Raw genomic sequence first — 18,432 nt, 5'->3', positions numbered from 1 at the left:
GGCTTGTCGGTGCTCCCAGATTACGTCGCAGCCCCAGCCGGAACCACTACTTCGCCAGCGCTGCCACTTCCGCGAGTGCCCGATCGAGATCGTCCGGGGAACAGAAATAGTGTGGGGAGGCGCGCACGACGGCGTCCAGATCGCGGGCGCTCATGTCGAGCAAGGTCGATCCGCGCAGGCTGGCGGTGACGGTTACCTGACGGGTCGCCAATTGCGCACGCACATCCCGCGGATCGAGACCGTCGACGGTGAACGACACGATCCCGCAGCGGCGGGTCCCGAGGTCGCGCACCGTGACGCCGTCGATGTCGGACAGCCCCGAACGCAGGTACTCGGCGCCGTCGACCACAGCCGCCTCGACCTGGTCGACACCGAGGTCAAGGAGATAGTCCACTGCCGCGCCCAGGCCCAGCCGGGCCGCGACGTCGCATTCCCAGAACTCGAACCGACTCGCGTCCGCGGCCATCCGGTAGTCCTCGGCCCCGGTCCATTCGGCACTGTGCAGGTCGAGTGCCGCCGGCTCGAGGGTCGTGGTCAGTTCATCGGCGATGTACAGGAACCCGGTGCCTCGAGGGCCGCGCAACCACTTGCGGCCGGTCGCGGACAACGCGTCGACGCCGAGCTCGGCCACGTCCAATGCGATCTGTCCGACGGACTGGCACGCGTCGAGAAGCACGAGAGCTCCCTGGGCGTGTGCCAAGTCGACCACCTCGCGGACCGGGTTGACCAACCCGCCGTTGGTGGGCACGTGCACCAAAGACACGAGACGGACCCGGTCGTCGAGGAGCTTTTCGAGGGCGACGAGGTCGATCTGGCCGGACGGGTCACTCGGAATCACGTCGACGGTGGCGCCCGTGGACCGTGCCCGTTGAAGAACGGCGATCGCGTTGCTGGCGTACTCGACTTCGGAGAGAAGGACCCGGTCACCCGGCTTCAACGGGACCGCCTGGAAGAAGTCGTTCCATGCGGTGGTGGCGCTGTCGACGAGTGCGATGGTATCTGCGCTCGCGCCGATCAACCGGCCGATGGAGGTCTTCACCGAGGCGAGGTCACCAGCGCGTTCCGCGGCCGCGACGTATCCGCCGACGTCGGCCTCGCGGCGCAGATGAGCGAAGACCGCGTCGAGTACCGAGGTGGGTGGAAGCGAAGACCCGGCGCTGTCCAGAAACACCTTGTCGAGGCAGCCGGGGGTGTCCCTTCGCGCGCGCTCGAGGTCGAGCATGTCGGATACCTCCTGTTCAATGCGAATGGTGTCGAACGTACCGCGGCGGACTGACGAAAAGTATTGCCGTTCGCACGTGCATAGGTGGGCCCGGCGCTCTATCGTCGATAACGACGTTCAGGCGGCGCCCGAAAGGGAGGGTGGAATGGGTACTGCGATCCAGTCCGTCGAGGGAGTCGGTGTCACGTCGCGACCTGCCGCGGAGGCCTACATAGGAGGCGTCTGCTTCAAATTGGGTCCCCCGCAGCTGATCGGCGCGGAGTTGGAGTGGCTCACCGCGCAGGTGCCCGAATTCGTGCGTCCCGATCTGGCAGCTTTTGCGGACGCCCTCGGGCCGCACACTCCACGAACCATCGACCTTTCGTCACCAGCCGAGCCCCTCCCCGGCGGCAGCGCCGTCACTGTCGAACCGGGCGGACAGATCGAACTGTCCAGCGCTCCCTGCCGCTCCGCTCGCGAACTGTGTGACTACCTTTCCGCGGACTACGCCGTTCTCACCGATCTGCTCTCTACCCGGGCAATTCTCATGTCCTCCGAGGCGGCGGACACGCGCCGTCCTGCCCACCGGCTCCTTCAATCGCCGCGTTACTGCGCGATGGAGTCGCGCTTCCGGGAGATCGGCCCTTACGGGAAACTCATGATGTGCAATACCGCCGCCACGCAGGTCAGCGTCGACGCAGGCGCGGACCCAGCGGCCGTGGAGCAGCGTTGGCAGCTGCTGCACGCAATCGGGCCTGCACTGATCGCGGCCTTCGCGTGCTCGCCTCGGTTGTACGGGGTGCCGGACGGGCAGTGGGCGTCACAGCGGATGCGAACGTGGCTCGAACTCGATTCGCCTCGAACCGCCGGAACGCGGAACAGCGGCGACTACGCTCGCTGGGTACTGGATGTACCACTGCTGTGCGTCCGGGGCGACGGCACCGACTGGACTGCGCCGCCGGAGGCGACATTCGGCGACTGGGTGGACGGGGCACTGGACGACGTGATCGGACGCTCCCCGACTTCCGCGGATCTCGACTACCACCTCACGACCTTGTTCCCTCCCGTCCGGGCCGCCGGTTACCTCGAGGTGCGCTACCTCGACGCGCAGCCAGGGAATTTGTGGCGGGTGCCGGTGGCGGCAATCGACGCGTTGCTCTCGGGTCCGGGTGTCATGGCCGAGGCGCTTGCCGCCGCTCTTCCGACGTCGGAGCGTTGGCACGATGCCGCCGAGTTCGGCCTGGCCGACCTCGAATTGCGCGCAGCGGCAACGGCTCTGTTGTCGCTGGCGGCGTCGTATTCGCCGGACCCGGAGTTCGTCCGACTTCTCGATGCCGCCGCCGAACGATGTTGCCGGGGCCACGCTCCGGGCGAGGAGAGCTGATGGGAACCCGCGAGAAGGTCGAGGCCGTACTCACCCGTGCACGCCGGCGAACCGCCGGACTGACGGACTGCCTGGACGACTCCGACCTCGTCGCGCAGCATTCACCGCTGATGAGCCCACTGGTCTGGGACCTCGCCCACATCGGTAATCAAGAGGAATTGTGGCTCGTGCGCGATGTCGGAGGCCGTGAACCGGTCCGTAGTGACATCGACGAGTTGTACGACGCGTTCAAGCATTCTCGGCGTTCCCGTCCGTCGTTGCCACTGCTGAATCCGGCCGAAGCGCGGCACTACGTCCGTACAGTCCGGGACAAGGCGTGGGACGTCCTCGACAACAGCACCTTTCGCGGCAGGCCGCTCGAGGAACACGGATTCGCCTTCGGCATGATCGCCCAGCACGAGCAGCAGCACGCCGAGACGATGCTCGCGACCCATCAACTGCGTTCCGGAGCGCCGGTTCTGAGTGCGGACGCCGCGCCGCGTGTCGGGGTGCCGGTGACCGAGAAGGAAATCGTCATCCCGGCCGGAACATTCACGATGGGCGCGTCGGACGACCCCTGGGCGTTGGACAACGAGCGCCCGGCACACTCGGTGTACGTGCCGGCCTTCGAAATCGACGCCGTTCCCGTCACCAACGGTCGTTACCTCGAGTTCATGGATGACGGCGGATATCGTCGCCCCGAACTGTGGAGTGAGCGGGGGTGGGCGCACCGCTGTGAGGCGGCACTCGAAGCGCCGCAGTTCTGGGAGAGCGACGGGCGGGGCGCTTGGTGGCGCCGGGTGTTCGGGGTGCCCGCACCACTTCACCCGCAGGAACCGGTGGTACATGTCTGCTTCTTCGAGGCCGAGGCGTTCGCACGGTGGGACGGCAAGCGACTGCCCACCGAGGCCGAGTGGGAAAAAGCTGCTCGATGGGATCCCACCACGGGACGCTCCCGCCGGTTTCCGTGGGGTGACAGCGATCCGGACGACTCGTCGGCCAATCTCGGACAGCGGTTCCTCGGACCGGCTGTGGTGGGAGCGTACCCGTCGGGGGCCTCGCCCCTCGGTGTCCACCAACTGGTCGGTGACGTTTGGGAATGGACGTCCTCACCCTTCGAGCCGTATCCCGGATTCACGGCGTTTCCGTACCGCGAATACTCGGAGGTGTTCTACGGCGGGGATTACCGGGTATTGCGAGGTGGTTCGTTCGGTACCGATCCTGTGGCATGCCGCGGCACGTTCCGGAACTGGGACCACCCGATCCGACGGCAGATCTTCTCGGGTTTCCGGTGTGCACGCGATATTTCGGGGGACGAACGCTGATATGTGCCGCCACCTGGGATATCTGGGACCGGATGTATCCGTCGGCGAGCTCATCGGCTGGGGTGAGAACTCGCTGCTGCGGCAGTCGTGGGCGCCGCGGGACATGCGCCACGGCGGAACGATCAACGCGGACGGATTCGGTGTCGGGTGGTGGGGACAGGACGCCTTCTCCCGCTACCGCAGCCAGCAGCCGCTGTGGTCCGATCCGGCACTGCGGGAGACGCTGCCCCAGATACGTTCCGGCGCAGTGGTGGCCGCGACCAGGTCGGCAACGGTGGGTATGCCCGTGCAGGCCACGGCCTGCGCGCCGTTCACCGATCGGACGTGGGCGTTCAGCCACAACGGTCTGGTGAAGGGTTGGCCCGAGACACTCGGACCGCTCGCCGAGCAGCTTCCGGTGACTGACCTCCTGCAACTCGAGGCGCCGACCGATTCGGCTGCGCTGTGGTTACTGCTGCAACGAGCGCTCGCGGAGCAGGGGCCGGAGAAGGCGCTCACCACGCTGGTTCGTGCCGTCGACGCGGCCGCACCGAAGTCGCGCCTGAATTTTCTACTCGGTGACGGCCGCGAGTTGTGGGCCACCACCTGGGATCACTCATTGTCGGTGCTCGTCGACGACGACAGGGCAATCGTCATGTCCGAACCTTTCGACGACGATCCCGGGTGGCAGCCGGTACCGGATCGGCACATCGTGTACGCCCGCCCAGGACATCTGATAATCACGCCGCTCGAGATGGGAGCCTGATGACCACCGCACCGACCCTCGAGGTGTATCTGGAACCGGACCAGCTGAAGGACGCACTCCGCAAGGATGCGACCGTTGGGTTGACGTCGAATCCGAAGTGGCTGCCGCCCAAGTGGTTCTACGACGCGCGCGGAAGTGAGCTGTTCGAACAGATCACCGCGTTGCCGGAATATTTCCCGACGCGCACCGAGCGAGAACTGCTCCGGCAATGGTCGGGGGAGATCGCCGAGGTGGCGGCACCGGAAATTCTGGTGGAGCTCGGTTCCGGCTCCTCCGAGAAGACGCGGTTGCTACTCGAAGCGGGAACCCGACACGGAACCCTCCATACGTATGTGCCGCAGGATGTATCGGTGTCGGCGCTGCAGGGCGCCGCCGAGCAGATCGGGACCGAATTCCCCCACCTTACCGTCCACGGCGTGGTCAGCGACTTCACCGATTCGCTGCATCACCTTCCGCGGGGCGGTCGCCGCATGATCGCATTCCTCGGGGGCACACTCGGCAACATGGTCCCGGGCGAGCGGGCCGAGTTTCTCGCCGGAATCGCCGACGTGCTCGAGCCAGGGGAACATCTGCTCCTCGGAGTCGGACTGGTCACCGACCCTGCAGTCCTGGTCCCGGCGTACGACGACGCGGCCGGAGTGACGGCGCAGTTCAACCTCAATGTGCTGCGGGTCCTGAACGGTCAGCTCGACGCAGACTTCCCATTGGACGCGTTTCGGCACATAGCGCTGTGGGACGCCGGTAACGAGTGGATCGAGATGAGGCTCGAAGCTCAGCGCGCCCTGTCCGTCCGGGTTGCGGCACTCGACCTGGACGTCGAGTTCGCTCGCGGCGAGCAGATGCGCACGGAGATTTCCGCGAAGTTCACGCTCCCCGGAATCGCGGGGGAACTGGCCGCGGCCGGTTTCGAGGTCGAACGCACATGGAGCGACCCGGACGATCGCTTCGCCCTGGTGTGCGCAACACGGTCCTGACCGACAAGATCAACTTCGGGTCTCTGCCCGCCTATAGTGACCGGCATACCGCAGTCGACCCGAGGAGTATCCGTGCGTCAGTCCAAGCTCGCCGCCCTCGCTCTCGCTACCACAGCCGTTCTCGGTCTTCCGACAGCGCAGGCTACGGCGCAACCGTCGCCGTTCCCGTTCGACACGGGCAGCCTCGGGTCCGGCAGCGGCGACCCTGAAATTCCGACGGAGGACACCCTCCCGGACCTGACCGTCACCCCGCTCCTCGAGGGACTCGATCATCCCTGGGATGCGGTGCAGGCCCCGGACGGTGCCGTGCTTACAGGCCAGCGGTCGGGTGGTTTCTTCGTCCGTCGCGCCGACGGATCGACCGGTCCGGTCGCCGCGGACCTCGCCGACCTGTATGTGCAGAGTGAAACGGGATTGATGGGGATCGCGCTGGCTGCGGATTTCGCGCAGTCCCGAAGGCTATACACCTGCCAGGGATTCCAGGGTGGCGGCGTCACCGACATCCGGATCCAATCGTGGACCGTCGACTCGGCCTGGACGGAGTTGACCCGCGGCGCCGCGGTGCTGACCGGAATACCAGTCCAGGACGGGCGCCATGGGGGATGCCGAATTCTGACTGCCGCCGACGGCACCCTTTTCGTGGGCACGGGAGATACCGCAGCACCGGGGGTGCCTCAGGACCCGAACTCGTTAGGCGGTAAAACTCTTCACATCAACCCGGACGGGACACCGGCCGCGGGAAATCCAAATGCCGACAGTCCCGTCTACACACTCGGCCATCGCAATGCCCAAGGTCTCGCGCAGCAACCCGGCACGGGCCGCGTCTACGCCGTCGACCAGGGCACAACTCGGGACGACGAGGTCAACTTGCTCGTCGCCGGTGGCAATTACGGATACAAGCCGGATCGTATCCCCGGCATCTACGACGAATCCGTGCCGATGACCGACCCGGTCCGGGTACCGGGTGCGATTGCCGCGGTGTGGAGTTCGGGCAGCACGACGCTGGCTACGGGGAGTGGCGCATTCGTCTCCGGTTCGGGTTGGGGGCCGTGGAACGGCGCATTCGTCATGGGCGGGCTCAAGACGAAACAGCTGATTTTCCTTCGCCTGGCCGCCGACGGCCAGTCGGTGACGGCTCAGACGTTCGGACTGAAGGATCAGTACGGTCGGCTCCGCTCCGTCACCCCCACTCCGGACGGCTCGCTGCTCGTCACCACCGACAACGGTGACACCGACCAGGTACTCCGGGTGACACCGCAAGGGTGACGGCGGGGTTCAGATCCAGGCGAGGACTCGGCACGGTCCACCCGACCCACCGGCATGGGTAGGTGCGCCGACCATGACGGTGGCACCCGCCGGCGGTATCTGTGACAGATTGGCGAGCACTTCCACCGCGTACTTGCCGGCGCCCAACGCGCCGAGGTGAGCGCCGAACGTGGTGCTGCGCCCGGCGTCGATGCTCAGGGTGTCGGAGCCGAGCCCGACGATGTCGCGCTCGCGGAGCAGGAAGTCGACGGCGTCCGGGTCGAATCCGGGTGTGCGCTGGACGCCTGCGGCGTCCACATTGACGAATGCTCCTGGTTGTCCCACGCGATCCGCCCACCCCGAGTGCATCGCCACGAGGCAGCGCTCGGGCAGCATGCCGTGGTCGGACTCCCAGTCCACAATGTCCTGCCGGGTCAGCAGGGCGTCGTTGTCGGTGTGTGCACGCGCAGCGATGTCGATGACAGCGATCGGTGCCACCAGGTCGCGGGGCGGAATCTGTTCGACCGTGATGCCGTCCGCGCTCGCATGGGCCGGAGCGTCGATGTGGGTGCCGGTGTGCTCGTCGAGGCGTAATTCGTTCTTGTAGAACACGCTTGTCGCGCCGGGGGCGAGCGACCCCAGTGATCCCGTGCCGCCGCCGATCTGCGCCAAATTTCGCATCTCGAAGCCCTGCGAGCCAGGCCAGACCGGGAAGCCGGCCCGGAGTACGTGCGTGAGATCGACGATCGGCCCCTCAGGCGGCGCCACCTGAGGCACGGGCGCAGCGGACACCGACCCTGCCGTGGACGCTGCGAGCGCCGCCGCACCCAACGCCCCGAACATGGCACGACGAGTCATCTGCGGGCCGCGGCCCTCGATCGCTCCGTACACGTGGTTCATGATCCGTGGTGAGCACATCACGGCTCCTTCGGTGGGGGAAGCGGTTCCGACGCATCATAAGCGTTGGTGCGCACATCCCCTCGGATTCCGTTCCAGTCCGCCCGGGACCTGTCCTGTCCTGTCCCTGCCGCGCCTGCCCTGTCCGTCCATCCCACCACACGAACGGGACGTTCGTTGCGTCAGATCGAGCGAGCGTCCCGTTCGTGCGGGCCGGCGATGACGGGCGCGACGAACTGCTCGATCATGGCGCGCTCGTCGTCGTCGTCGACTCCGGGAACGGTGAGCAGCGAGACGATGACGCGCACGAGCCACCGTGCTCGGCGTGACGTCTCCTCGCCACCCAGTCCCGTCTGCCCGAGGAAGGCGGCGCCCAGCGACTCGATGACCTCCGAGGAGTGCGCAATCTGTGCGGCAAGTCCCGAGTCGCCCAACTGGAACCAGGCGGCCAAGGTGGGGTCGCGGCGGACGAGCCGGATCGCCGTGAGCATCGCCTCGACGATCACGTTCTGCGGGTCGGCGGTGCCCGAGACGTCTTGTGCGATCAGCGCACCGATGCGGCGGGCCTCGCGATGGACGAAGGCGAGTTGCAAAGCCTGGCGGCTGTCGAAGTAACGGTAGATGGTGGCGCGCGAACACCCTGCGGCCCGGGCAACCTCGGCCATCCCGACGGCGTTGATGCCGTTCTCGACGTACAACTGTGCCGCGACATCGAGGATGCGTTCGGCGGCGACGCGGGGGCGCTCGTCGCGCATCCAGTCCCCGGTCACGATCCGCGCACCGTGAACGGGATACTCGTCGGGCGGCGCACGTAGTTGCCTTCCGCGTAGACGACGGCATCGATGTCGACGGTGAAGTCGGGGCAGCGGGCGAGCAGCTCCTCCAGGGCGATGCGTGCCTGCATTCGGGCAGCGGCCGCTCCGAGGCAGTGGTGGGCCCCGTGACTGAACGTCAAAATCTGCTTCGGTCGTCGTTGCACGTCGACCTCTTCGGCGTCGGACCCGAACTGGCGCGGGTCGCGGTTCGCTGCACCATACAGCAGCAACGTCTTTCGCCCCTCCGGGATGACGGTGCCCTCGATCTCGACGTCCCTCGTGGTGGTGCGGGCGAGGCCTTGCACCGGCGACGTCAGACGCAGAAGTTCTTCGACGGCATCGCCGATGAGTTCGGGGCGGTCGATGAGGAGTTGCCGTTGGTCGCGGCGCTCCGTCAGCAATTGCACTGCCCCGCCCAGCATTCCCGTGGTGGTGTCGTTGCCGCCCGTCACCATCGTGAAGGCGAATCCGAGGATCGAGAGCAAACCTTCCACGTCGCCGTCGGCGCCCATCCCGCCGGCGACGAGGTGGGAGATCGTATCGTCTTCGGGTTCGGTGCGACGACGCTCGATCAGCGTGGAGAAGTACGTCATCAACTCGGTGATCGCATCGGTCGCGTTCAGGGTGTCGCCCTGGGCGTTGGCCGCCACGATCGCCTCGGTCCAGCCGTCGAACCGGTCCCGGTCTTCTTCGGGAACCCCGAGGTAGTGGGCGACGACCATGCTGGGCAAGGGTTTGAACAGCTCCTTCACCACGTCGCCCTCGCCGATCTCGCGGAGCCGCTCGATCCGCTGCACCACGAATTCCCGGACGGCGGGCTCCACGGCGGTGACCTGGCGTGGTGTGAAACCTTTCGACACCAGCCGCCGGAACGCGGTGTGATCGGGCGGGTCGAGCATCACCAGGGGAGGGTTGTCCTGCAGCCCGATTTTCTCCAGCTCGCCGTAGGTGGTGGTGAGTCCGGAAGCGGAGGAGAACGTGCCCGCGTCCCTCGCGGCAGCGTAGACATCCGCGTACCGGGACAGCACCCAGTAGTCGTGCCCCGAGTGGTCCTCAGGAACGACTTGGTGCACACGATCGTGATCGCGCAACTGCGCGTACATCTGCCACGGGTCACGCCACGAGTCACCCGACCTCGGCACGAAGGACACGCTGTTCGACACATTTGCGGTCATGTATCGATGTTGAGACATATTCGGCAATGTGTCAACCACAGTGATGTGTCGAGGAATGGCTCGGTCGTGCGTGCGGGCCCTTCCGGTGCCGGGTGACGCACCCGGCGCCAGATGCCACCGGCCGCGTACACACGCCGATCGAAATGGCTTATGTGAGGATGACCGGGATGGTCGCGCAGACGGACCGGAGTGACTCGGCATTGCGGGTGGACAGCGCCACCACGAACGCGCCCTGAATCAGGGCGAGGAGTGCGTCGGCCAGTTCCTGGGGACTCCGATCGGCCCGGACATCTCCGTCGGCTTGGCCTCGAGTGAGGATGTCGCAGAGGCTGGAGTGCCAGATTCGAAGGTCTTCGTCGAGGTGGTGCCGAAAGGACTCGGAAGTGGCGGCTACTTCGGTGGAGAATTTGCCGACCAAGCACGCCCGTTGAAACCCGGAGTCGATGAAACCGTCGGCCATTGCGTCGAAATAGCCGGTCAGTTTCTCCACCGTGCCGAGTCCGGGGCGCACTGCCCAGGAGGCGAGCAAGTCCATCTGGAAGGAACAGTATCGCTCCAGTACAGCTTGGCCGAACGCCTCTTTGGACCCGAAGTGGTGGTAGAACGATCCCTTCGGAACGCCGGTCGAATGGAGTAGGGCATCGACGGTCGTGCCGCTGAAACCGTGGGCATAGAACTCGCTCATGCCCTGTCGGAGCAGTCGCTCTTTGTGTGGGAGGTCTTTGCGGTTACGCCGCTCGCCGTCTGGTTTCCGGCTGTCGTGCTTTGTCGTCGACTCCCGCATAGTGGCACCCACCTGTCCCGATCGAAAAGACCTAGACCATCCAGTCTAGACAAGGATGGTCAGGTCTCCGCGGTCGGTGTGAAAATCACGTTCCCGACCTTCCCGTACTGAGGAGAGCACGGGACTTGGGTTCGCGGCGATCCGGCGGGTCGACAGCCGGATCGCCGCAAGACTCGGTGCGGCCAGTGAGCCGACTTCGAAATCAAGCTGTGCCGATTACAGGGCAACCTCGAACAGACCGGCACCACCCAGGCCGGTCGCGGCGCACATCGTCACGACGACGTACTTCGCGCCGCGCCGCTTGCCTTCGATCAGGGCGTGTCCCGCCATGCGGGCTCCGCTCATGCCGTAGGGGTGGCCGATCGAAATGGCGCCACCGTTCACGTTGAGGAGTTCGTCGGGGATGCCCAGCTTGTCACGGCAGTAGACCGCCTGAACCGCGAAGGCCTCGTTGAGCTCCCACAGACCGATATCGTTGACGCTCAGGCCGAATCGATCCAGCAACGCCGGTACCGCGTACACGGGTGCGATGCCCATCTCGTCGGGTTCGACGCCGACACTGGTGTAGCCACGGAAGTATCCGAGCGGCTCGATACCTTCCTTCTCCGCGGTGTCGCGATTCATCACGATGACCGCCGACGCACCATCGGAGAGCTGGCTGGCGTTACCCGCCGTGACACATCCATCGGCACGCATCACCGGCTTCAGGGTCTGCAGGCCCTCCAATGTGGTGCTGGGCCGGTTGCCTTCATCGTGTGCGAGGGTGACGGTACTGAACGATTCCTCGCCAGTTTCCTTGTCGACGACTCGCTTGACCGATTCCATCGGAACGATCTCGTCGTCCAGCAGACCCGCGGCCTGAGCGGCGGCTGTGCGTTGCTGGCTCTGGAACGAAAACTCGTCCTGAGACTCCCGGCTCACGCCGTATCGGTCGTAGACCACCTCGGCCGTTTCGATCATGTGCATGTAGTAGTCAGGCCTGTTCTGCCTGATCCACGGCTCTTCGATCATGAACTCGTAGCCCGGGACCTGAATCTGGCTGATCGACTCGACGCCACCGGCGGCGACGACATCGAGCCCCTCCTGGAGCACCCGGTAGGAACCCGCGACAATCGCTTCCAACCCCGACGTGCAGAACTTGCTGACGGTGATTGCCGGTGTAGTGACGGGGATTCCGGCGCGGATCGCGACCTGACGCGCGATATCACCGCTCTGCACTCCGGTCGTGAGGGCGGCTCCCATCACGACGTCCTGGACGCGAGAGGGCTCGAGTCCGGCCTTCTTCAGCGCGTGCTCGACGGCGTGGCCGCCCAACGTCGCACTATGAGTATTGTTGAACGCGCCGCGATACGCCTTTCCGATGGGTGTACGCGCCGTCGAGACGATTGCTGCTTCTCTCATGATTCTTCTGTCCTTAGATGTTGATGTTGTCGGCCGGTGCGTTCCGACTCAGTTGCCGGTGTAGACGCCGGCCCGGCGCTCCAGGAACGACGCGACGCCTTCGGCGGCATCGCTGCTTCCGACGACCTCGGACCGCAGCTGAGGAACTGCCTTGAATGCGGCCGTGGTTCCCTCAGCGGCTGCAATGCGGGACACGGCAAGCGAGTGATGCACTCCCATCGGCGCCGCTGCTGCGATCTCATTGGCCAACCCGAGGGCGCGATCGAAGAGCTCGGCCGCCGGAACGACCTCTTGCACCAGGCCGATCCGGTGCGCTTCCGTCGCATTCAAGTGATTGCCGGTGAGCAGGTACCGTTGCGCATTGGCATAGCCGACACGCTCGGCCCATCGCGCCGCACCACCGCCGAACGCAAAGACACCGCGCAGAACCTCTGGCTGGCCGAACAGCGTGCCCTCGGCGGCGACGATGAACTCACCAGCGAGAGCGAGCTCGAGTCCGCCAGCGAAGCACATCCCATGAACAGCAGTGATCAACGGCTTCGACAACCGAGAACCCTCCATTCCGAAGGGGTCGTACTCTCCTTCGTTGTAGACCAGCGCGCCGCTTTCGACGAGTTCCTTGAGCTGCGTCATATCCGCGCCGGCGCAGAACACCCCGCCCTCGCCGTACAGCACGGCACAGCGCAGATCGTCATCGCTGTCGTAACGCTTGTATGCGTCGGCCAGGGCCGAGAACATCTCCCCAGTCAACGCGTTCTTCTTGTCGGGCCGATTCAGGCCGATCAGCAGCACGTTTCCGCGTACCTCGGTGGTGACAGTGCTGGACTTCACGCCGGCTTCGATCGTCGATTCAGGCATTCTCTTCGCTCCTTCTGTTGGACTGAAATGCGGCCCACCCAAGGGCGAGCTCTTGTCGGCTATCTATCGCCGCCGGGGGGGCCGGCCACGAATCAATTGAGAAAATGCGCAATTGCAGCCTTGGCTTCTGTTGAATGGCACCGTTTTCGGAAAAACTCTGCTTCCTCGTCGATTACCTGGAGGACCTCGAGTCGGTCGCGATGGAGAAGGCGTTTGGTGATGCGCACCGATTCGGTGGGCAGTTCCTGAAGAGAAGTTGCGGTCTCGAGGGCAGCAGCAAGTGCGGTCCCGTCGGCGACTGCGCGGTTGATGAGACCGGCCTCTTCTGCCCGCTTCGAGGTAAATTTCTTCCCGAGCATCAGCAACTCGGTGGCCAGTTTGACACCGGCGATACGGGGCAACACAAGCGTTGTGGCGCCTTCAGGGGTCAGGCCTAGAGTGACAAACGGCAGCGAGAAGACGGTCGAACTGCCCGCGAAAGCTAAGTCGCAGTGCAGGAGCATGCTCGCCCCGATGCCGACCGCAAATCCCTCCACTGCCGCGACAATCGGTTTCTCTGTCACGACCAAGGTACGCAGAAGATCGAATGCAGCCATCGAATCGGGCTGATCCCGAAAATCGACAAGATCATTGCCGGCGGTGAAAACGCCACCACTACCCGTAATGACGATGACGCGTACTTCGTGGTCGCGGTCGGCCTCCACAATGCCCTCGGCCAGTGCAACATAGGTTTCGATATCGAAGGCGTTGCGTTTGGCTGGTCTGTCGATTGTCAACAGGCGAATGCCAGGTTCCACCGTATCGGTAATGAGGGACATCTTGTTCCTTCGAGGTTTGGTGCGCAAATATGGTGCGGCTGGCGGTGGACCTACACATTCGCCGAAATTGCGGCCGCGCGGCCGATGGAGTGCACTGAGCCGGTGTCGATGGCCACGCGTTCGGCATTCGAAGTGCGCCGCCGCGCGGGCGACGATGCACTGCAATCCCCGCCCGACCGAATGCGCTTTAGACTAGGGCGTCTAGACCAGACCGTCAAGAGCGCAGGGTGAAAAAGCGTCGTCTCGATGGGGTATCGAACGAGTGACCTAACCGATTACAGTCATGTCAATGGAACACAAGCCCGGAGAAGGCTCAGCCATGACGTGGTCTGCCTGCGCGCGGTACGAGATTGCGCCGGCGCCGGCCGGGTTGGCGCTGGTGCACGACTTCGTCAACACGATCTCGACCGGACGCCCGCGAGAGATCGACCTACTCGGCAGCCTTTCTGACGCACAGGCCTGGCTCGATAGAGCGCTGGCGACCTGGGCGGCGCGATCGGGGCAGTCGGCTGCGCCGGTCCCTCTCGCTGCCCATGACCTGCAGGAACTCGTCGGGCTGCGCTCCGAATTGCTGCAGCTACTCGAGCCGCGCGTTGGCGGCGGTGGCTACGATGCACCGGCAGTTCATGTCGCGGCGGCGGCCATACGGCTCGATCGCGGTGGACACGCGGTTCTCGAGCCCCGTGGCCAAGGGTGGCGGTACTTCGCCGCTGTGGTCTTGCTCGAGGTCTTCCTGGCCCAACAGGCGGGCGCGTGGCGCCGACTCAAGGTCTGCCGAAATGCGCGCTGCGGGGCGACTTTCTACGATTCCTCGCGCAATAACAGTGCGGTGTGGCATTCCGCCAAGCTGTGCGGAAACCCGGCAAACCTGCGTGCGCACAGGGCCCGTCAGCGGGCCCGAACCCCCGAATCGTAGTGCGCCGAGACAGCGTGTGTGCATAGTCGCTCGTGAGGTGGGGCGATGAAATGGTGCCGTGGTGTGAAATGACCAAAACTGATACGGTCATTTCTTGCATGCCTAGCCGGCATCGTCGGATCCTCAGGAGGAAACACGTGACCACAACCCCACGTGTCGTGCGGACAGCGCAGGTTCTCGGGCGCCCCTTCAGTGTTGGTGACCTGGTAGTACCCAACCGCATCGTCATGGCGCCGCTGACGCGGTACTTTTCGCCGGGCGGAGTCCCCGGCGATGACGTGGCCCAGTATTACGCGCGTCGCGCTGCCGCGGACGTCGGCCTGATCATCACCGAGGGGACGTTGGTGCAGCACGCCTCATCAGGCACCAGCGAGCGGGTCCCACGCTTCTGGGGCGGCGAAGCCCTCGCCGGTTGGCGGAATGTGGTGTCGGCTGTGCACCAGGCCGGAGGAAAGATAATTCCCCAACTTTGGCACGTGGGCTCTACTCGCACCGAAGGAGCTGGACCCATCAGCACAGCGCCGCCCGTGGGTCCTTCCGGTTTGGCCCTCGATGGTGTGCCCCACGGAATTGCACTCAGTGCCGCTGATATCGATGACGTCATCGGAAGCTTCGCCACCGCGGCTGCGGCCGCCCAGGACCTAGGATTCGACGGTCTGGAACTGCACGGTGCCCACGGCTACCTCGTCGACCAATTCCTCTGGGAACGGACCAATCGGCGTACCGATGCCTATGGCGGTGACCTCGCATCCAGGGTTCGCTTCGCCGCCGAGGTCGTCGAGGCCGTCCGGGCGGCAGTCACACCCGGTTTCCCTATCTTCTTCCGGCTGTCGCAGTGGAAGTCGGGACAGTTCGACGCGCGTATCGCCCATACGCCCACGGAACTGGAGGCAATCTTGGCGCCGCTGGCCGACGCCGGTGTCGATGTTTTCCACGCTTCTACTCGCCGCTACTGGCTTCCGGAGTTCGAAGGTAGCGACCTGAATCTCGCTGGCTGGGCCAAGAAAGTCACTGGTAAAGCATCGGTTACGGTCGGCTCCGTCGGTCTGGACAAGGAATTCGCCGGGCCTGATGGCAGGCCAACACAGTCTGCGGTCGCGGACATCGCTGAACTACTCGACCGTGCTGAACGCGATGAATTCGACCTCGTTGCAGTCGGCCGTGCGCTGATCGCCGACCCCGAGTGGGCTCGCAAAGCGCTCGCGGGTCGCCTGAACGATGCCGATCCCTACGACGCCGCGCTCCTCGAGTCTCTCTACTGACTTCCGCGTCGAGGTGACTCTCGATCCACGCCTGCACCGCAAGCCTTCTCGACACGACAAGGTTTGCGTGATCGAGTTGGCGGTATCATCCTCTCGCGCAGCATGAATCAACGAGACGCCGGCCACATTGCCGACGTACTTACATCGAAATAATTAACAGTTCTTCAACGGCCGGATCCGGGCAAGTTCGCCTGGACCGGCCGTTGTGCGCGTTATCGGCATACCTCGTCGGCGCGGTTCTCGGGCGTAGAAATACCGTTGCCCGTCGCCCTGGTCCTATTGACGGGGACGTGGCGTTCGTAATCTTTGGTTGTGGCTTAGACCACACCGATGGCCAGGTTGCCAGCTTTGAAGGACAGGGAGAACGACATGCCGATGTGGAAGATTTACGTGCCCGAAGGTGCGTACAGCAAGGAACAGAAGAAGGCGTTCACGGACGCGATCACCGACACCTACGTGGACTTCGCGGGGCTGCCGCGGTTCTACGTCGTGGTCGTGTTTCACGACCAGCCGGCCGACTCCATCTGGATCGGCGGGGAACCGGCGAACGATTTCGTCCGCATCACGATCGATCACATTGCCCGCCGTATGCCGGAGTCGGACGACTTCCGGGATATGACCATGGCCGCTTTCGAGGACGCAATCGCACCCCACGTCAAGGACCGCGGTTTCCGCTGGGAGATCCATATCGATGAAACCCCGATCCAACTGTGGCGGACCAATGGGATCAAGCCTCCGCCCGGAGATTCGGATGCGGAGCGGGAATGGGCGCGCCTGAACGCCGCCGTCGAGTGGGAATTGGTCTAGCGGCTAGAGCCGCGTCGAGGGTGGCCGTCTGCGCAGATGCCGCCGGACAATTCGACTACCCCAACGCGTCAACACATCCGAACCTTTCACTATGAGTTCACAGGCAACGTCGTTGCCGCCCGGTCGTGTCACGGCCGTCACGAGAGGAATCACAAGAATGTCCCCATCTCCCAGTGCCGAGGACCTGTACAAGTTCATCGGACTGACGTTTGAACAAGCCAAGAGCGACCCGAAGCTCGTCGAGAAGCTATCGGGCACCGAGGGGGTACTCAAGGTAGTCACCACCGAGCCCAACGGCGTAGTGATCATTGACATCCCGGGCATGACCGCCGTCCAGGGCAGCGCTGACGCCGAGTCGGACTGCACCCTCCGCATGACGGGTGAATACGCGAACCGCTTCTGGCAGGGCGACCTGAATCTCCTCTTGTCGGTGACGTCGGGTGCGATCGGCATCGAAGGGAAGATGGCCACTTTGGCCAGAGCCATTCCGGCAGCCAAGGAACTTTTCCCGACGTATATCAAGCTGCTGACGGACGCCGGCCGGGCAGACCTACTCGTGTGATCGCGCTGTTCGAACGATGGAACACCGCCTCGTGACGGACAATTCGGTCTCGACGCTCGACCTTCGCCAGGTCGAGCGCCGGGACCGCCGGGCAGCGTGGGAGCGGGCGATGGCGAGCCGGCTGGTGCCGATGGGCGTCCACCTCTCGGCCGACTCGGACGAGGACGACCACGGGATGTTCCGATCCCTCGACGTCAGCGATATCAAGGTGACCCAATGGGAGTGCCCCGAGCTGAAACTCGTCCGCACGAAGCGACTGGTCGAGACGACGGAAACTGAGGCGCTGATGCTCCTCACCGCGTCGGCGGGCAGTCAAGTCTTCGAATTGGATTCGGGAACCGCGCGCATGGAAGCCGGGACCGCCCTCATTTCGACGACTCGAGTGGCGTACTCCTCCACTGTGTCGAGCGGGCTCCGGAAGCGAAGCGTGGTCATCCCGTTCGCGGCCCTCGCCCCTTATGACACCGGCGGTGCGATTCCCGACTGCCTGATACTCGACCAATCTCGTCCGCTGACGCGCCTGCTGATCAGCTTCGTGGACAGCATGGGCACCCACATCACGTCCATGGACCCCGCCGAGGTCGACGCCGCGCGCGACGCGCTGCTCACGCTCGTGGCCGGGGTGATCCGCAGCAACACCTGCGCGGCGTACGACGGACCGGCCCTGCTTCCGGCCCTGCGGTCACAGCTCGAGGGGTGGATCAAGGAACACCTACGCGGTGGCCCGATCCGCGTGGTCGACATGGCCAAGGCATTCAATGTCTCGAGCCGTACGGTGCATCGAGCCTTCTCCCTGACGGGAGACACAGTCGGATCGGTCGTTCGTATGCAGAGACTCGCCGGTGCCCGCCGCGATGTCGTCGCCACCAGTCTCCCGATCGGGTCTATCGCCCACCGTTGGGGATATTACGACGCCAGCCATTTCGGTCGCGAGTTCAAAGCTTCTCTGTCCATGTCGCCGAGCGACTATCGGGATAGTTTCGGAACTTCCCATGTCGGCAAGCGTTCCGATATCGAAACGCCGAACCCGCGATTTGCATCGACCATGGACGACTTGGCTAGCTACTTCGACCTGAAAAAGTCGGGGTGTGGCGGTGCGTGATCAGCCAGTCCTGAAACGGGACAATGGCCTCAACCCTTGGGCTAGAAGGGATTGAGGCCATCGTGTTCCGTACCGTAGGCGATCAGGCGTCGTTGTTCGAGTCGGTGCTGCCGCAGGAGTTGCTGCGGCTGCCCGCGGAGCTCGAGCGAGTGGATGCGCTGTTGGATGATCCGGCGTTCTTC

The 18,432-nt window shown here is 64.6% G+C and carries 18 protein-coding genes; 10 read left to right on the top strand and 8 right to left on the bottom strand.

The window, feature by feature from the left end:
* Nucleotides 1-46 precede the first annotated feature (46 nt).
* Complete coding sequence (locus ACH49N_RS28745) at nt 47-1,222, bottom strand: aminotransferase class V-fold PLP-dependent enzyme (protein ID WP_358276033.1); 1,176 nt, start codon at nt 1,220-1,222, stop codon at nt 47-49.
* Between the two features lie 145 nt (nt 1,223-1,367).
* Between ACH49N_RS28745 and egtA the strand changes: the two genes are divergently transcribed.
* From egtA to ACH49N_RS28720, 5 genes are all read left to right on the top strand, one after another.
* Nucleotides 1,368-2,585: an ergothioneine biosynthesis glutamate--cysteine ligase EgtA gene (gene egtA / locus ACH49N_RS28740; RefSeq protein WP_358276035.1), complete on the top strand. Its 1,218-nt coding sequence runs from the start codon at nt 1,368-1,370 to the stop codon at nt 2,583-2,585.
* A complete protein-coding gene (gene egtB / locus ACH49N_RS28735; RefSeq protein WP_358276037.1) occupies nt 2,585-3,889 on the top strand; it encodes an ergothioneine biosynthesis protein EgtB in 1,305 nt (434 codons plus the stop codon). The genes egtA and egtB overlap by 1 nt, the downstream gene beginning before the upstream one ends.
* 1 nt (nt 3,890) lies before the next feature.
* A complete protein-coding gene (gene egtC, locus ACH49N_RS28730) occupies nt 3,891-4,634 on the top strand; it encodes an ergothioneine biosynthesis protein EgtC (protein WP_250771647.1) in 744 nt (247 codons plus the stop codon).
* Nucleotides 4,634-5,608 carry an L-histidine N(alpha)-methyltransferase gene (egtD, locus tag ACH49N_RS28725; protein WP_317766557.1) on the top strand — a complete coding sequence of 325 codons (975 nt, stop codon included), beginning with the start codon at nt 4,634-4,636 and terminating at the stop codon, nt 5,606-5,608. The genes egtC and egtD overlap by 1 nt, the downstream gene beginning before the upstream one ends.
* 72 nt (nt 5,609-5,680) lie before the next feature.
* The gene (locus ACH49N_RS28720) at nt 5,681-6,874 is read left to right on the top strand and encodes a PQQ-dependent sugar dehydrogenase (protein WP_250771639.1); all 1,194 of its coding nucleotides are present in this window, start codon (nt 5,681-5,683) and stop codon (nt 6,872-6,874) included.
* A 9-nt stretch (nt 6,875-6,883) separates the two neighbouring features.
* Here the strand turns inward: ACH49N_RS28720 and ACH49N_RS28715 are convergent, their stop codons facing one another.
* The 7 genes from ACH49N_RS28715 to ACH49N_RS28685 all read right to left on the bottom strand — a co-directional run bounded on the left by ACH49N_RS28715 (nt 6,884) and on the right by ACH49N_RS28685 (nt 13,601).
* Nucleotides 6,884-7,771: a cyclase family protein gene (locus tag ACH49N_RS28715; RefSeq protein ID WP_358276039.1), complete on the bottom strand. Its 888-nt coding sequence runs from the start codon at nt 7,769-7,771 to the stop codon at nt 6,884-6,886.
* A gap of 161 nt (nt 7,772-7,932) precedes the next feature.
* Entirely contained in the window at nt 7,933-8,520 is a 588-nt protein-coding gene (locus ACH49N_RS28710) for a TetR/AcrR family transcriptional regulator (RefSeq protein ID WP_159925113.1), read from the bottom strand.
* Nucleotides 8,517-9,740 carry a cytochrome P450 gene (locus ACH49N_RS28705; RefSeq protein ID WP_358276040.1) on the bottom strand — a complete coding sequence of 408 codons (1,224 nt, stop codon included), beginning with the start codon at nt 9,738-9,740 and terminating at the stop codon, nt 8,517-8,519. The genes ACH49N_RS28710 and ACH49N_RS28705 overlap by 4 nt, the downstream gene beginning before the upstream one ends.
* 148 nt (nt 9,741-9,888) lie before the next feature.
* Nucleotides 9,889-10,440 carry a TetR/AcrR family transcriptional regulator gene (locus tag ACH49N_RS28700; protein ID WP_374434080.1) on the bottom strand — a complete coding sequence of 184 codons (552 nt, stop codon included), beginning with the start codon at nt 10,438-10,440 and terminating at the stop codon, nt 9,889-9,891.
* A 300-nt stretch (nt 10,441-10,740) separates the two neighbouring features.
* Nucleotides 10,741-11,925, bottom strand: coding sequence for an acetyl-CoA C-acyltransferase (locus ACH49N_RS28695; protein ID WP_250771626.1), 1,185 nt, complete (start codon nt 11,923-11,925; stop codon nt 10,741-10,743).
* Between the two features lie 48 nt (nt 11,926-11,973).
* Complete coding sequence (locus ACH49N_RS28690) at nt 11,974-12,783, bottom strand: crotonase/enoyl-CoA hydratase family protein (RefSeq protein WP_159925121.1); 810 nt, start codon at nt 12,781-12,783, stop codon at nt 11,974-11,976.
* Nucleotides 12,784-12,875: 92 nt separating this feature from the next.
* Nucleotides 12,876-13,601 carry an enoyl-CoA hydratase-related protein gene (locus ACH49N_RS28685; RefSeq protein ID WP_317766568.1) on the bottom strand — a complete coding sequence of 242 codons (726 nt, stop codon included), beginning with the start codon at nt 13,599-13,601 and terminating at the stop codon, nt 12,876-12,878.
* A gap of 289 nt (nt 13,602-13,890) precedes the next feature.
* Here ACH49N_RS28685 and ACH49N_RS28680 point away from each other — a divergent pair, with 289 nt between their 5' ends.
* The 5 genes from ACH49N_RS28680 to ACH49N_RS28660 all read left to right on the top strand — a co-directional run bounded on the left by ACH49N_RS28680 (nt 13,891) and on the right by ACH49N_RS28660 (nt 18,250).
* A complete protein-coding gene (locus ACH49N_RS28680; RefSeq protein WP_358276042.1) occupies nt 13,891-14,517 on the top strand; it encodes a CGNR zinc finger domain-containing protein in 627 nt (208 codons plus the stop codon).
* A 137-nt stretch (nt 14,518-14,654) separates the two neighbouring features.
* A complete protein-coding gene (locus ACH49N_RS28675) occupies nt 14,655-15,779 on the top strand; it encodes an NADH:flavin oxidoreductase (protein WP_358276044.1) in 1,125 nt (374 codons plus the stop codon).
* A gap of 330 nt (nt 15,780-16,109) precedes the next feature.
* Nucleotides 16,110-16,586 (top strand): tautomerase family protein, encoded by a 477-nt coding sequence (locus ACH49N_RS28670; protein ID WP_236603268.1) that lies wholly within the window; start codon nt 16,110-16,112, stop codon nt 16,584-16,586.
* A 157-nt stretch (nt 16,587-16,743) separates the two neighbouring features.
* Complete coding sequence (locus ACH49N_RS28665) at nt 16,744-17,148, top strand: SCP2 sterol-binding domain-containing protein (protein WP_159925127.1); 405 nt, start codon at nt 16,744-16,746, stop codon at nt 17,146-17,148.
* Between the two features lie 31 nt (nt 17,149-17,179).
* Nucleotides 17,180-18,250, top strand: a complete 1,071-nt coding sequence (locus tag ACH49N_RS28660) for a helix-turn-helix transcriptional regulator (protein ID WP_358276046.1) — start codon at nt 17,180-17,182, stop codon at nt 18,248-18,250.
* Nucleotides 18,251-18,432 lie beyond the last annotated feature (182 nt).

It is taken from the genome of Rhodococcus sp. NPDC019647 (genome assembly GCF_044389235.1).
In the GTDB taxonomy this organism is placed as follows: domain Bacteria; phylum Actinomycetota; class Actinomycetes; order Mycobacteriales; family Mycobacteriaceae; genus Rhodococcus_F; species Rhodococcus_F oxybenzonivorans.
Note: the sequence above shows the minus strand (reverse complement) of the source record. Positions and strands in the feature narration are given on the sequence as shown.

Bases quoted from the DNA above. Each gene is read 5' to 3' on its own strand.
- ACH49N_RS28745 (WP_358276033.1), bottom strand. From the start codon at position 1,222: ATGCTCGACCTCGAGCGCGCGCGAAGGGACACCCCCGGCTGCCTCGAC.
- egtA (WP_358276035.1), top strand. From the start codon at position 1,368: ATGGGTACTGCGATCCAGTCCGTCGAGGGAGTCGGTGTCACGTCGCGA.
- egtB (WP_358276037.1), top strand. From the start codon at position 2,585: ATGGGAACCCGCGAGAAGGTCGAGGCCGTACTCACCCGTGCACGCCGG.
- egtC (WP_250771647.1), top strand. From the start codon at position 3,891: ATGTGCCGCCACCTGGGATATCTGGGACCGGATGTATCCGTCGGCGAG.
- egtD (WP_317766557.1), top strand. From the start codon at position 4,634: ATGACCACCGCACCGACCCTCGAGGTGTATCTGGAACCGGACCAGCTG.
- ACH49N_RS28715 (WP_358276039.1), bottom strand. From the start codon at position 7,771: ATGTGCTCACCACGGATCATGAACCACGTGTACGGAGCGATCGAGGGC.
- ACH49N_RS28705 (WP_358276040.1), bottom strand. From the start codon at position 9,740: ATGACCGCAAATGTGTCGAACAGCGTGTCCTTCGTGCCGAGGTCGGGT.
- ACH49N_RS28695 (WP_250771626.1), bottom strand. From the start codon at position 11,925: ATGAGAGAAGCAGCAATCGTCTCGACGGCGCGTACACCCATCGGAAAG.
- ACH49N_RS28690 (WP_159925121.1), bottom strand. From the start codon at position 12,783: ATGCCTGAATCGACGATCGAAGCCGGCGTGAAGTCCAGCACTGTCACC.
- ACH49N_RS28685 (WP_317766568.1), bottom strand. From the start codon at position 13,601: ATGTCCCTCATTACCGATACGGTGGAACCTGGCATTCGCCTGTTGACA.
- ACH49N_RS28680 (WP_358276042.1), top strand. From the start codon at position 13,891: ATGGAACACAAGCCCGGAGAAGGCTCAGCCATGACGTGGTCTGCCTGC.
- ACH49N_RS28670 (WP_236603268.1), top strand. From the start codon at position 16,110: ATGGCCAGGTTGCCAGCTTTGAAGGACAGGGAGAACGACATGCCGATG.
- ACH49N_RS28665 (WP_159925127.1), top strand. From the start codon at position 16,744: ATGTCCCCATCTCCCAGTGCCGAGGACCTGTACAAGTTCATCGGACTG.